The organism is Cupriavidus ulmosensis (assembly GCF_977008105.1).
In genome coordinates this window covers 1882899-1895489 of record NZ_CDRMWP010000002.1, presented here as the reverse complement: position 1 = coordinate 1895489, position 12591 = coordinate 1882899, and the positions used below count along the sequence as shown (strand labels likewise).

Annotated in this window: 11 protein-coding genes; 9 read left to right on the top strand and 2 right to left on the bottom strand. The window is 69.7% G+C overall.

Annotated elements, in window-relative coordinates:
- Window positions 1-35: 35 nt before the first annotated feature.
- The 3 genes from ACWTPI_RS28135 to oxlT all read left to right on the top strand — a co-directional run bounded on the left by ACWTPI_RS28135 (window position 36) and on the right by oxlT (window position 3411).
- Window positions 36-947, top strand: a complete 912-nt coding sequence (locus tag ACWTPI_RS28135; RefSeq protein WP_454733372.1) for a LysR family transcriptional regulator — start codon at window positions 36-38, stop codon at window positions 945-947.
- 253 nt (window positions 948-1200) lie between these two features.
- Window positions 1201-1413, top strand: a complete 213-nt coding sequence (locus ACWTPI_RS28130) for a hypothetical protein (RefSeq protein WP_059411557.1) — start codon at window positions 1201-1203, stop codon at window positions 1411-1413.
- Window positions 1414-2094: 681 nt separating this feature from the next.
- The gene (gene oxlT, locus ACWTPI_RS28125) at window positions 2095-3411 is read left to right on the top strand and encodes an oxalate/formate MFS antiporter (protein ID WP_029043213.1); all 1317 of its coding nucleotides are present in this window, start codon (window positions 2095-2097) and stop codon (window positions 3409-3411) included.
- A gap of 272 nt (window positions 3412-3683) precedes the next feature.
- Here the strand turns inward: oxlT and ACWTPI_RS28120 are convergent, their stop codons facing one another.
- Both ACWTPI_RS28120 and ACWTPI_RS28115 read right to left on the bottom strand, forming a co-directional pair.
- Window positions 3684-4592 (bottom strand): alpha/beta fold hydrolase, encoded by a 909-nt coding sequence (locus ACWTPI_RS28120; RefSeq protein ID WP_454734030.1) that lies wholly within the window; start codon window positions 4590-4592, stop codon window positions 3684-3686.
- A 251-nt stretch (window positions 4593-4843) separates the two neighbouring features.
- Entirely contained in the window at window positions 4844-5452 is a 609-nt protein-coding gene (locus ACWTPI_RS28115) for a TetR/AcrR family transcriptional regulator (protein ID WP_020201145.1), read from the bottom strand.
- A gap of 266 nt (window positions 5453-5718) precedes the next feature.
- Between ACWTPI_RS28115 and ACWTPI_RS28110 the strand changes: the two genes are divergently transcribed.
- The 6 genes from ACWTPI_RS28110 to fahA all read left to right on the top strand — a co-directional run bounded on the left by ACWTPI_RS28110 (window position 5719) and on the right by fahA (window position 12516).
- Complete coding sequence (locus ACWTPI_RS28110) at window positions 5719-6111, top strand: helix-turn-helix domain-containing protein (RefSeq protein ID WP_029043214.1); 393 nt, start codon at window positions 5719-5721, stop codon at window positions 6109-6111.
- Between the two features lie 597 nt (window positions 6112-6708).
- Window positions 6709-7668 carry an MBL fold metallo-hydrolase gene (locus ACWTPI_RS28105; protein ID WP_454733371.1) on the top strand — a complete coding sequence of 320 codons (960 nt, stop codon included), beginning with the start codon at window positions 6709-6711 and terminating at the stop codon, window positions 7666-7668.
- 89 nt (window positions 7669-7757) lie between these two features.
- Complete coding sequence (locus tag ACWTPI_RS28100) at window positions 7758-9509, top strand: FAD-dependent oxidoreductase (RefSeq protein WP_454733370.1); 1752 nt, start codon at window positions 7758-7760, stop codon at window positions 9507-9509.
- A 20-nt stretch (window positions 9510-9529) separates the two neighbouring features.
- Entirely contained in the window at window positions 9530-9769 is a 240-nt protein-coding gene (locus ACWTPI_RS28095) for a DUF2783 domain-containing protein (RefSeq protein ID WP_454733369.1), read from the top strand.
- A 58-nt stretch (window positions 9770-9827) separates the two neighbouring features.
- Window positions 9828-11168: a homogentisate 1,2-dioxygenase gene (gene hmgA / locus ACWTPI_RS28090; RefSeq protein WP_020423661.1), complete on the top strand. Its 1341-nt coding sequence runs from the start codon at window positions 9828-9830 to the stop codon at window positions 11166-11168.
- An 85-nt stretch (window positions 11169-11253) separates the two neighbouring features.
- Window positions 11254-12516 carry a fumarylacetoacetase gene (gene fahA / locus ACWTPI_RS28085; RefSeq protein WP_020201151.1) on the top strand — a complete coding sequence of 421 codons (1263 nt, stop codon included), beginning with the start codon at window positions 11254-11256 and terminating at the stop codon, window positions 12514-12516.
- The last annotated feature ends 75 nt before the right edge of the window (window positions 12517-12591 follow it).

The following is a 12591-nucleotide window of genomic DNA, read 5'->3' as shown; positions in this document are numbered from 1 at the left end:
CGCGGCCGGGCATCGCGCATACAGAAGGAGGCATCATGAATATCTCGCTTCCGCAGCTCAAGGCATTTGCCGCCGTGGCGCGCCAGAAAAGCTTTACCCGCGCCGCCGCCGAACTCGGGCTCACGCAGTCGGCCATCAGCCGCAGCGTGCGCGAACTGGAGGACGAGATCGATCAGCGCCTGTTCGACCGCACCACGCGGCAGGTCGAGCTCACCGATGCGGGCGAGCATTTGTCGCAGCGCATCTGCCACCTGATCGAGGAAGTCGAGCAGACCCTGCGCGAAAGCCAGGGCACCGGCAAGGCCTGCCAGGGCACGGTGCAGATCGCCTCCGACCCGGTGCTGTCCTCGATGTCGGTGCCGGGCTGGATGGCGGGCTGCCGCACGGCCTGGCCCGGCATCGGCATCTGCCTCAAGGACCGCACGCACGATGCCGTGCTGCAGTGCGTGCGCAGCGGCGAGGTGGACTTCGGCATCGCCACCAACCCGGAGCCCGGCGACGATCTCTATTGCGAGGCGCTGTGCGCCGACCCGTTCCATGCGGTGCTGCCGTCGCAGCATCCGCTGGCCATGCGCGAGGCGATCGGGTGGGGCGACCTCAACGACGCGAACGTGCTGATGCTCGACCAGAGCTCGGGCATCCAGCCGGCGGTGGAACAGGCCTTCGGCGTGTATCACGTGCGGGCGGGATCGCTCCAGGTGCTGGGCCACTTTGCCGCGATCTTCGGCATGGTGGCGCTGGGGCTGGGCATCGGCATCGTGCCCTCGCGCGCGCATGCGGCCGGCCTCAACCCGGCGGCGATCATGCGGCCGCTGCGCCCGCAGGTCACGTCGACGGTGATGCTGGTGCGGCGCAAGAGCCGGTCGCTCAAGCCGAATGCGGCCGCCATCTGGGATACGTTGCGTGGCATGGAGTATGAGCAGGCGCGGGTGGTCCGGGCGGGGTAGTGGTTGGGCTCTGGCTCTGAGTTGGTGGCCGGGGCTGGTGGCTTGTGCCGGGCTGGTGCTTGTGACGGGCTGAGGGCGAGGGCGAGGGCGAGCGGGATGCTGCCGGCCCCCGAAACGTCCAGGTCTCACGGCTTGTTGCCATGTTGCATCACCACAAAATTTCTTCTGATATATTACATACAGGATATTTACACATAGTGCGACGCAGCATATAATGAAAACTCCTACTCACCATCCATACCGGAGTTTTCTGATGGACAGCGTTCTTCTCCTCGGTCTTGCCCTTGGCCTGATTACCTTCGGCGTCGGCATGACCTTCCTGATCGCCACCCGCGTGCCCACGCCCGTGCTGGCCCGCGCGCAAGAGCATGGCCGTTTCGCGGGGCTGGGCGCTTCGCAGGAAACCACCGGCGTTGGCCGTCCGCGTCCCGCCGCCAGCGTGGCGCCGCAACTGGCCCGTGCGTGATGTGCCGCCGGCAGGGCGGGACCGGCGGGCCATGCGGCCGCCGGCCCGGCCCGCCACGTGCTGCGGCCGATGTTCCCCGGGACGCCTGTCCGGCCATCGCGCATCGATGACGCCTCGCCGGATTCGCGCGGGATGCTGCCCCGGATTCGTGCCTTCGCAACTGCCTTGCCCCTCCATACATTGAGAACATCCGGCGCTTTTGCCGCCTGACTTGTTCTAGGGACTTTCCCCAATGCGGGGAGATGGATCCCGGTTTCCCGACATCCCTGGTTTTTCCGCCGGACGCCGCCTCGCGCGTTTTCGCCCGCGCCATTGATCACGCGCCGCGCCCTAAGTCATTGATCCGACAGCACTGCCGCGCCCGCCGCCGGCCGCGGTTGATGCGTGCCGCGCACCAGTGGATCGGCTCTCGTTTTTTCGGATTTTTCTCGCCGCCCGCGTCGCGTTCCGGGCCGCATCGGTGTGGCCGAAAAGTGGCTTGACTATATTGATATATCACATACTGTATAGCACTGAAACGACCACCCAGGCAGCCGGAATGCCGCGCCGGACAAGGGCGCCCGGGCAGAGGGCGCGGGCCGGCGAGCCGGAACCAGGCATTCCGATGCGTCCCGCAAAGCGGTGTCCCCGGACACCCTTCCCAAAACAAAAGGCGGCACCGCCGCCATCAGGAGACACCACATGGAACATCAGCAAAACGCGCCCGAGTCCCGCTTTGCCTCGCCTTGGGTACAACTCTGTTTTGGCGTCATCTGCATGGCGATGATCGCCAACATGCAGTACGGCTGGACCCTGTTCGTCAATCCCATCGACGACAAGTACCACTGGGGCCGCACGGCGATCCAGGTGGCCTTCACCATCTTCGTGGTGACGGAAACCTGGCTGGTGCCGATCGAGGGCTACCTCGTCGACAAGTACGGCCCGCGCCCGGTGGTGGTGGGCGGCGGCCTGCTGTGCGCGGCGGCATGGGCGCTGAACTCCGTGGCCTCGTCGCTGCCGCTGCTCTACTTCGCCGCCGCCGTGGGCGGGGTGGGGGCGGGCGCGGTGTACGGCACCTGCGTCGGCAACGCGCTCAAGTGGTTCCCCAACCGGCGCGGGCTGGCCGCGGGCATCACCGCGGCGGGGTTCGGCGCCGGCTCGGCGCTGACCGTGGTGCCGATCGCCAACATGATCAAGACCAGCGGCTACGAAGCCACCTTCCTGTGGTTCGGCCTGGGCCAGGGGCTGGTCGTGTTCTTCCTCGGCATGGCGCTCTATCCGCCTTCGGCCAGGGTGCTCGGCCAGGTCAAGGACGCGGTCAAGACCGCCGCCTACAACGCCTCGCCGCGCCAGGTGCTGTCGTCGCCGATCTTCTGGGTCATGTACGCCATGTTCGTGATGATGGCGGCGGGCGGGCTGATGGCCACGGCGCAGCTCGGCCCCATCGCCAAGGACTTCGGCCTCGACGGCACGCCGGTGTCGCTGCTCGGGCTGACGCTGCCGGCGCTGACGTTCGCGCTGACCATCGACCGCGTGCTCAATGGCCTGACGCGGCCGTTCTTCGGCTGGATCTCCGACAACATCGGACGCGAGAACACCATGTTCCTGGCGTTCGCGGTCGAGGCGGTCGGCATCCTGCTGCTCGCCAGGTACGGCCAGAACCCGGTCGCCTTCGTGGTGCTGACCGGCGTGGTGTTCTTCGCCTGGGGCGAGATCTACAGCCTGTTCCCGGCCACCTGCGGCGACACCTTCGGCCCCAAGTTCGCCGCGACCAATGCCGGGCTGCTCTACACGGCCAAGGGCACGGCGGCGCTGCTGGTGCCGTTCTCCAGCGTGATCACCGCCGCCACCGGCGACTGGCACGCGGTGTTCATGCTGGCCTCGGGCATGGCCGCGCTGTCGGCGCTGCTGGCCATGTTCGTGCTCAAGCCGATGCGCGAGGCGCATGCGCGCAAGTACGTGCATGCCAATGCCGCCGCGCCGATGGGCTACCGGGCGGTGCCGGAGGATCTGACCTGAAGCCTGCCGGATGGCGGAAGGGCGGAAGTCCTTCGGGACTTCGCCGGACATCCTCGCGGTGTTCCTGGCTGGCTGGTGCTGCTGCCTTGATGACCGATGCTGCCCTGGGGAGGGTAGCGCGGGGTTCTTCGTAGAGTGTGCAATTAACGGCCGGGAGAGCAGATCGCCTCCGGATTACGGGGTTCGCGGCCATGCCGCGAACCCCGTTTTGCTGGCAGGCAGATGGCGGGGATTGGAGGGGCTGCCGGGGTGGCCGGATGTTTCCGGGTGACTTACGCGTGAGCTTCGGCGGCCACGGCGCCGGGCGCGCGCGCGCTCCGGGCCGGTTCGCACTGGCCACGCACGAACGCCACCGCCCGCGCGATCACCGCCGCATCGTGCAGCACGCGCCGGTGCCCCAGGCCCTCGGTCGTCATCAGGCTGGCGCCGGGCCAGGCGCCGGCAATGGCCGCGCCGTTTTCCCAGTCCACCTCCTTGTCCTGCCGGTCGTGGATGACCAGCGTGGCCGGCACCCGCCGCGCATGGCCGAGCGCCGGCACGTTGAAGGCGGACCACGGCATGCCCAGCCAGTCCTCGCTGTTGCGCTGCATGCGGTCCAGCACCGCCGGCGCGATGCCGAGCTGCCACGCGAGCGCCGCCGCCGCGCGGCGCATGTCGGCAGGCGGGCCGATCATCACGGCGGCTTCGAGGTGGAGTCCTTCGCGCACGGCCAGCGCCAGCGCGGCGCCGCCGAGCGAATGGACGATGGCGGCATGGATCGGGCCGGCATGCCAGGCGGTGGCGAGCAGCGCGCGCGACATCTCCACCACGGAGCTTTGCCGCGGGCCGCGCGCGCCGGCATCCGATTCGCCGTGCGAGAGCGCGTCGAATGCCACCACGCGCAGGCCGGCGGCGAGCAGGGGGCCGACCAGCGCGTGCCATTGCCCGGCATGGCCGCCCCAGCCGTGCGCGAGCAGCACGGTCGGCCCTGCGCCGCCCCAGCGGTACACGCGCACGCGCCGGCTCGCGCCCTGGCCGGTCACGAGCGCCCAATCCGTGCGTGCCTGCGCCAGCACGTCGCGCGCGGCGGCATCGGGGCCGTTGCCGCGCGGCGGGCTGAACCAGGTCCGCTCCAGCGCGCGGGCGGCGCCCGCCGGATGGACCAGGCTGGCGAGCTGCCAGCAGAGGCGCATCCAGCGCATGGCGGGGCGGGATGCCGGCGCGGCACGCCGCCTGGCGGGGGAGGGGTTCAACGCTTGTGTCACGGCCCAATCTCCAACGAAGACCTGCATCATGGCCGGCGGTCCCGCTCCGGGCATCCTCTTGCGCCCGGAAAGACCGACCAGTCGTGCTATTTTTAGTCCCGGGAAAAGACGGTCGTTGCCGTCTTTTCCCGGTCGTTTCTTTCGTCAACTGCCGCCGGCAGACCCGGCCGGCGGCGGCAAGGCCGGCGCTACCTGCGCGGCGGTTGCGCCAGTTCGGCGCGCCGCAGCAGCGCTTCGAACGCGCGGCGCGCCATGCTCTCGGTGTCTTCGCGGCCCAGCAACTTGTAGGAGAGCTGGAAAGACATGCCGATGCCGACCATCTCGAAGGCAAACTGGCGCGGGTCCTGCGCCGGCGAGACGTCGCCTTCCTCGATGGCATCGCCGACCGCGCGGGCGATGAGGCGATGCCAGTCCTTGAGCGACTGCACCACCAGGTCGCGCGTGGGCCCGGGCCGGTCGCGGTATTCCTGGCTCAGCGCGATGAACAGGCAGCGGCCCTTGTTGATCGGGCCGCCCAGCCATGCCATGTAGCCGTCGAACAGCGCCTGCAGCCTGCGCGTGCCGCGCGGCTGCCGCAGGGCGGGGTGGACGACGATCTCGGCGAAGCGCTCGGCGGCCAGCGCCAGCACGGCCTGCTGCAGGGCTTCCTTCGACTTGAAGTGCGCGTACAGCCCGCTTTTCGACATGCTGGTGTCGGCCGCCAGCGTGGCGAGCGACAACTGCTCGAAACCGACCTGGGCGGCAGTGTCGAGCGCTTGTTCGATGATCGCGGCGCGGGTGATCTGGCCTTTTTGCATCGGTCGAGAATAGCACGACCGGTCGGTTTGTCAATGTCACACTTGTGCGCTCTCGTCAACCTAAACCGGAGTCACCCGTTATGTCAGCACGGAGGCAGTAGATTGTGCTTTATCGGGCCTACGGGCAGGTGCAAATCCGCTTTGGCCGGGCACTCTCAAGAAATCTGCACAAAGTGTTCCCCTGATTACATACGGAACGCTTTGCGTGCTCTATACTCGAATGCACGTCCGCGCACTTTTATTTTCACTGGTGACTGGAGACCGACATGAACAGTACAGCCGTGCCAAGAGGCGCTAGCGAACCGTTCCGGCAACTGCGGGCGTTGCGCCGAGCGCGAAAGCTCAAGCAGGAAGACGTCGCCCGTAAGGCCGGCATTTCCCGGGAGGCTTACCTGCGGGCCGAATCGGGTCAAGCCGACCCCCGCATGTCTACCTTCCTCGCGGCCTGCGAGGCGCTCGGCCTGGAAGTGGTGCTGGCTCCCCAGCATCTCGCTGCCGACGTCAACGCATTCATAGCCAGCCGCAACGGCGGCGTCACGGCCGCCTCGATGGCCGGCCAGGCGCCCGCCGCGCCTTCCGCTCCCGCCAGCCCCGCGCCGTCCAATCCGGTCGGCGCCGGCTTCGCGGCGAGTTCCGGCGAAGGTCACAAGCCCGCCTGACCATGCACGCCGCCCCGGCCTGATCGCAGGCCGGGGCGGCGTTGTCTGTTCCGGCGCAGCAGGCATCCCCCGGCCTGCTGTTCGCGTCTGCGCGGCCGCCTCGAACGGTCTTCCCGCTGGCCGCGCGGCCAGCGCGCGCTGTCGCCGGTGCGCCGGCGTTCCCCGCAGGGACGGCATCCGTCCCGCCTGCCAAGGCTCGTCCGTCTTCGGGCCTTTCGTGCATTTCCTGCGCTTCCTGCGCTTCCTGTCTTTCTCCTCCCGATCTGCCCTCCGTGCCGCGGCGCGATGCCCGCCCGGCGCGTTTGCCGCTGCGTGTTTTTCGTCGCCTGTGGCCGCGGTGCGCCTTCAATGGCGGTAGCGCCGGCGGTTTGACAGCCCTAAAGGCTACGATTACGATATGGTAAATAGATTACGTATTGTGTAATTCCTGGTGGCGGTCCTGTCTCGCCGGTCCGGTCGGACGCGGCAAGGGCAGGGCCGCCGCGGGCGTAATCCCCGGCCGCCACAGTCCCCTGCAGCGCGCACCTGCCTGGCAAGGCGCGAAGTGCTGTGTCCCGTAGGCGGCCGGTCCACCAAGAGAAAGAGAGGAGCACAAGCATGAGCAAGGCCTTTGCATCGCAGGCGGACCTGCAGGACAAGCAGGTCACTTTCACGCGGCTGTCCGAGAATGCCTATGCCTACACGGCCGAAGGCGACCCCAATTCCGGCGTGATCGTCGGCGACGACAGCGTGCTGATCGTCGATACCACCGCCACGCCGGCGATGGCCCAGGACCTGATCGCCCGCATCCGCGCCATCACCGACAAGCCGATCAAGCACGTGGTGCTGTCGCACTACCACGCCGTGCGCGTGCTGGGCGCCTCCGCTTATTTCAAGGAGGGCGCGCAGAACGTGATCGCCAGCCGCGGCACCTACGAGATGATCGTGGAGCGCGGCGAGGCCGACATGAAGTCCGAGATCGAGCGCTTCCCGCGCCTGTTCGCCGGCGTCGAGACCGTGCCCGGCCTGACCTGGCCCAACGTGGTGTTCGAGCGCGAGCTCACGCTGTTCCTCGGCAAGCTCGAGGTCCGCGTCATCCATCCCGGCCCCGGCCACACCAGGGGCGACACCATCGTGTGGATTCCCTCGCAGAAGATCCTGTTCTCCGGCGATCTGGTCGAGTTCGACGCCGCCTGCTACTGCGGCGACGCGCAACTGGAGGAATGGCCGGCCACGCTCGAGGTGCTGCGCGCGCTGGCGCCGGCCGCGCTGGTGCCCGGGCGCGGGCCGGTGCTGACCACGCCCGAGATGGTCGGCCGCGGGCTGGACTACACGCGCGACTTCGTCAGCACGCTGCTGCAGCGGGGCAGGGAAGCGGTGGCGCAGAAGCTGGACCTCAAGGGCGCGATGGCCCACACGCGCGCGGCGATGGACGACAAGTTCGGCCACGTCTTCATCTACGAGCACTGCCTGCCGTTCGACGTGGCGCGCGCCTACGACGAGGCCAGCGGCATCAAGCACCCGCGCATCTGGACCGCCGAGCGCGACAAGGCCATGTGGGCCGCGCTGCAGCACTGAAGCCGCGCGGGAGACGGTCCCTGGCGGCGGCGCATGCCGCCGCTTCGCCGCAAGAGCCGCGCCAGCGGCCAAGGCTGGAGGATGGAGACATGACGGAAACGAACTATCAGACGCAGCGCTTCGCGTACCAGCCGTGCGCCGAGCAGCGCGCGCCGCGGCCCGGCGCCGGCGCGCATCCCGTGCATCCGGTGGCGGTGATCGGGGCCGGCCCGGTCGGCCTCGCCGCGGCGATCGACCTGGCCCAGCAAGGCGTGCCGGTGGTGCTGCTGGACGACGACTGCACGCTGTCCGTGGGCTCGCGCGCGATCTGCTTCGCCAAGCGCACGCTCGACATCTTCGACCGCCTCGGCTGCGGCGCGCGCATGGTGGACAAGGGCGTGAGCTGGAACGTCGGCAAGATCTTCTTCGACGAGGAACTGGTCTACAGCTTCGACCTGCTGCCCGAGGCCGGCCACGCCCGCCCGGCCTTCATCAACCTGCAGCAATACTACGTGGAAGGCTATCTGGTGGAGCGCGCGGCCGAGCTGCCCGGCATTGCCATCCGCTGGCAGCACCGCGTGGCGGGCCTCGCGCAGGATGGCGACGCGGTGACGCTCGACGTGGAAACGCCGGACGGCCGCTACGCCCTGCGGGCGCGCTACGTGGTGGTGGCCGACGGCGCGCGCAGCCCGGTGCGGCAGTGCATGGGCCTGGAAAGCAAGGGACGCACGTTCCGCGACCGCTTCCTGATCGCCGACGTGAAGATGAGCGCGCCGTTCCCGAGCGAGCGCTGGTTCTGGTTCGACCCGCCGTTCAACCGCAACCAGTCGGTGCTGCTGCATCGCCAGCCCGACGATGTCTGGCGCATCGACTTCCAGCTCGGCTGGGATGCCGATCCCGAGCTGGAAAAGCAGCCCGAGCGGGTCATCCCGCGCATCCAGGCGCTGCTGGGCGAGGATGCGGCCTTCACGCTGGAATGGGTCAGCGTCTATACCTTCTCCTGCCAGCGCATGGACCGTTTCCGCCACGGCCGCGTGCTATTCGCGGGCGACGCCGCGCACCGCGTCTCGCCGTTCGGCGCGCGCGGCGCCAACAGCGGCGTGCAGGACGCGGAGAACCTGGCCTGGAAACTCGCGCTGGTGCTGGCCGGCCACGCGCCCGACGCGCTGCTCGACAGCTACGCCGGCGAGCGCGAATTCGCCGCCGACGAGAACATCCGCCATTCCACGCGCGCGACCGATTTCATCACGCCCAAGACGCCGGTGAGCCGCGTGTTCCGCGACGCGGCGCTGAGCCTGGCGCGCGACCATGCGTTCGCGCGCCGGCTGGTCAACAGCGGGCGCCTGTCGGTGCCCGCCGTGCTGCACGGCTCGGTGCTCAATACGGCCGACGATGTGGACGCTGCGGGCGCGCCGCCATTCGCCGGCTTCATGGTGCCCGGCGCGCCGTGCGCCGACGCGCCGGTGCGCGAGGGCGGCCGCGGCACCTGGCTGCTGCCGCAGCTCGGCAACCGCTTCGCCCTGCTGCTGTTCGTGGGGCCGGCGGGCTTGCCGCCGGCCATGCTCGATGCCCTGCGCGCGCTCGCCGCCGGCCCGGTGCCGCTGGCGCTGGTCTGCGTGGCCACGCCGGCCGACGCGGCGCAAGGCCCGGTGCTGCCCCCCGGCGCCAGCCTGCTGGAGGATACTCAAGGCTGGCTGGCGCGCCGCTACGATGGCCGGCCCGGCACCGCCTACCTGCTGCGCCCCGACCAGCACGTGTGCGCGCGCTGGCGCGCCTTCGAGCCCGCCCGCGTGCAGGCCGCGCTGCGGCGCGCGCTGGGCTGGCCGGAGGGCGCCGGCGCGGCTGCCGAGGCCGCCGCATGACCCGTCCCGGAGATACGCCGATGCCGCTCAACACCGAACCCAATCTCGCCCGTCCGGATGACTTCTACGAGGCCTTGATCGACATGCACTGCGACCTGTCTGACGCCCAGAGCCAGTCCGCCAACGCGCAGCTGATCCTGCTGCTCGCCAATCACATCGGCGACCTTGCCATCCTGCAGGAAGCCATGACGCACGCCCGCGCGGGCGTGCTCGCACGGGCTGGCCGACAGCCCGCCGCCGACCCGGCGGCCGCAGCCTGACGCTGCGCGGCCAGCCATTTCCCGTATCCAGAGGAAAGACCCGAGGAAGACCCAGCCCATGACCCAGACCCAATTGAACGTGGCGGCGCGCCCGCACGAGGCAGCCGCACTGGCCTACCAGTCCGGCTTCGCCAACGAATTCGCCACCGAGGCGCTGCCCGGCGCGCTGCCGGAGGGGCGGAACTCGCCCCAGCGCGCGCCCTACGGCCTCTATGCCGAGCAGCTCTCCGGCACCGCCTTCACCGCGCCGCGCGCGCACAACCGCCGCAGCTGGTGCTACCGCATCCGCCCGGCGGCCATGCACGAGCCGTTCACGCCGCTGGCGCAGACGCGCATCGTCAGCCGCTTCGACGCGGTGCCGCCGTCGCCCAACCAGATGCGCTGGAGCCCGCCGCCGATGCCGTCCGCGCCGACCGACTTCATCGACGGCATCGTCACGATGGCCGGCAACGGCGGCCCCGAGGCCATGAGCGGCTGCGGCATCCACCTGTACCTCGCCAACAAGTCGATGGACGGCCGCTTCTTCTACAACGCCGATGGCGAGATGCTGATCGTGCCGCAGCAGGGCCGGCTGCGGCTGGCCACCGAGATGGGCGTGCTCGAGGTCGAGCCGCAGGAGATCGTGGTGGTGCCGCGCGGCGTGCGCTTCCGCGTGGCGCTGCCGGACGGCGAGGCGCGCGGCTATATCTGCGAGAACTACGGCGCGCTGTTCCGCCTGCCCGACCTCGGCGTGCTCGGCGCCAACGGCCTGGCCAACCCGCGCGACTTCCTCACCCCGCACGCCTGGTACGAGGACCGCGAAGGCGATTTCGAGCTGGTGGCCAAGTTCCAGGGCAACCTGTGGCGCGCGCCGATCCGGCATTCGCCGCTCGACGTGGTGGCCTGGCACGGCAACTACGCGCCCTACAAGTACGACCTGCGCCGCTTCAACACCATCGGCTCGATCAGCTACGACCACCCGGACCCGTCGATCTTCCTGGTGCTGCAAAGCCCGTCCGACACCCCGGGCGTGGACACCATCGATTTCGTGATCTTCGGCCCGCGCTGGCTGGCGGCGCAGGACACCTTCCGCCCGCCCTGGTTCCACCGCAACATCGCCAGCGAGTTCATGGGCCTGATCGAAGGCGTCTACGACGCCAAGGCCGACGGCTTCTCGCCCGGCGGCGCCAGCCTGCACAACTGCATGAGCGGCCACGGCCCGGACGCCGAGACCTTCGCCAGGGCCAGCGCGGCGGACACCTCGCAGCCGCATCACATCGGCGATACGATGGCGTTCATGTTCGAGACCCCGGCCGTGATCCGGCCGACGCCCTACGCGGCCGAGTCCGCCCAGCTCCAGCATGACTACTACACCTGCTGGCAGGGCCTGAAGAAGCACTTCGACCCGGCCCGCCGCTGATCCCTCGTCCAGTTTCCCCGGGGCGCCCGCGCAGCCTGGCCGCGCGGGCGCCCCGGCGCATCGCCATTTCCTTCCGGAGCCCCCGATGACCACCATCCCGCATAGCTGGATCGAATCCGCCAACGACGGCGTCACCCATTTCCCGCTGCAGAACCTGCCCTACGGCATCTTTTCCACCACCGGCCAGGGCCCGCGCGCGGGCGTCGCCATCGGCGACTTCATCCTCGACCTCGCCGTGCTCGACGGCGCCGGTCTGCTGCCGCCGGCCGTCAGGGGCGTGTTCGGCGGCGCCACGCTCAATGCCTTCATCGCGCTCGGCAAGCCGGCCTGGACCGAGACCCGCCAGCACCTGACCCGCCTGCTGTCGGCCGGCGACGACACCCTGCGCGGCAAGTCGGCCCTGCACGAGCAGGCGCTGGTGCCGATGGCGTGGGCCACGCTGCACCTGCCGGTGGACATTCCCGGCTACACCGATTTCTATTCCTCGCGCGAGCACGCCACCAACGTCGGCCGCATGTTCCGCGACCCCGACAACGCCTTGCTGCCCAACTGGCTCGAAATCCCCATCGGCTACAACGGCCGCGCCAGCTCGGTGGTGGTCAGCGGCACCGCGCTGCACCGCCCCAAGGGCCAGATCAAGCCGCCCGACGCGCCGCGCCCCGTGTTCGCGGCCTGCCGCAAGCTGGACTACGAACTGGAGATGGCCTTCATCGTCGGCAAGCCCTCGGCGCTGGGCGAAGCCATCAGCACCGCCGACGCGCCCGCGCACATCTTCGGCATGGTGATCCTCAACGACTGGAGCGCGCGCGACATCCAGCAGTGGGAATACGTGCCGCTCGGGCCGTTCAACAGCAAGGGCTTCGGCACCTCGATCTCGCCGTGGGTGGTGACGATGGACGCGCTGGAGCCGTTCCGCCGCGACAATCCCGTCCAGTCGCCCGAGCCGCTGCCGTACCTGCGGCAGCCGCGCGGCAACGCCTACGACATCGCGCTCGAAGTGGCGCTGCGCCCCGAAGGTGCCGAGCACGCCACCACGGTCTGCCGCACCAACTTCAAGGCCATGTACTGGACCGTGGCGCAGCAACTGGCCCATCACACCGTTTCCGGCTGCAACGTGCGCGTGGGCGACCTGATGGGCTCCGGCACCATCAGCGGCACCGCGCCGGACGCCTTCGGCAGCCTGCTGGAGTCGACCCGCAACGGCGCCGAGCCGCTGGCGCTGGACGGCGGCGCCCGGCGCGGTTTCCTCGAGGACGGCGACGAGGTGGTGATGACCGGCTGGTGCCAGGGCGACGGCTACCGCGTGGGCTTCGGCGAGGTGAGCGGCAAGATCCTGCCGGCGAACTGAGCGGCGCGCCGCCGCGGGCTTGCCCGGCCCGGGGGCGGTCCGTCCGCCCGCCATCCTGGCGCCGGGCCGCCCCGG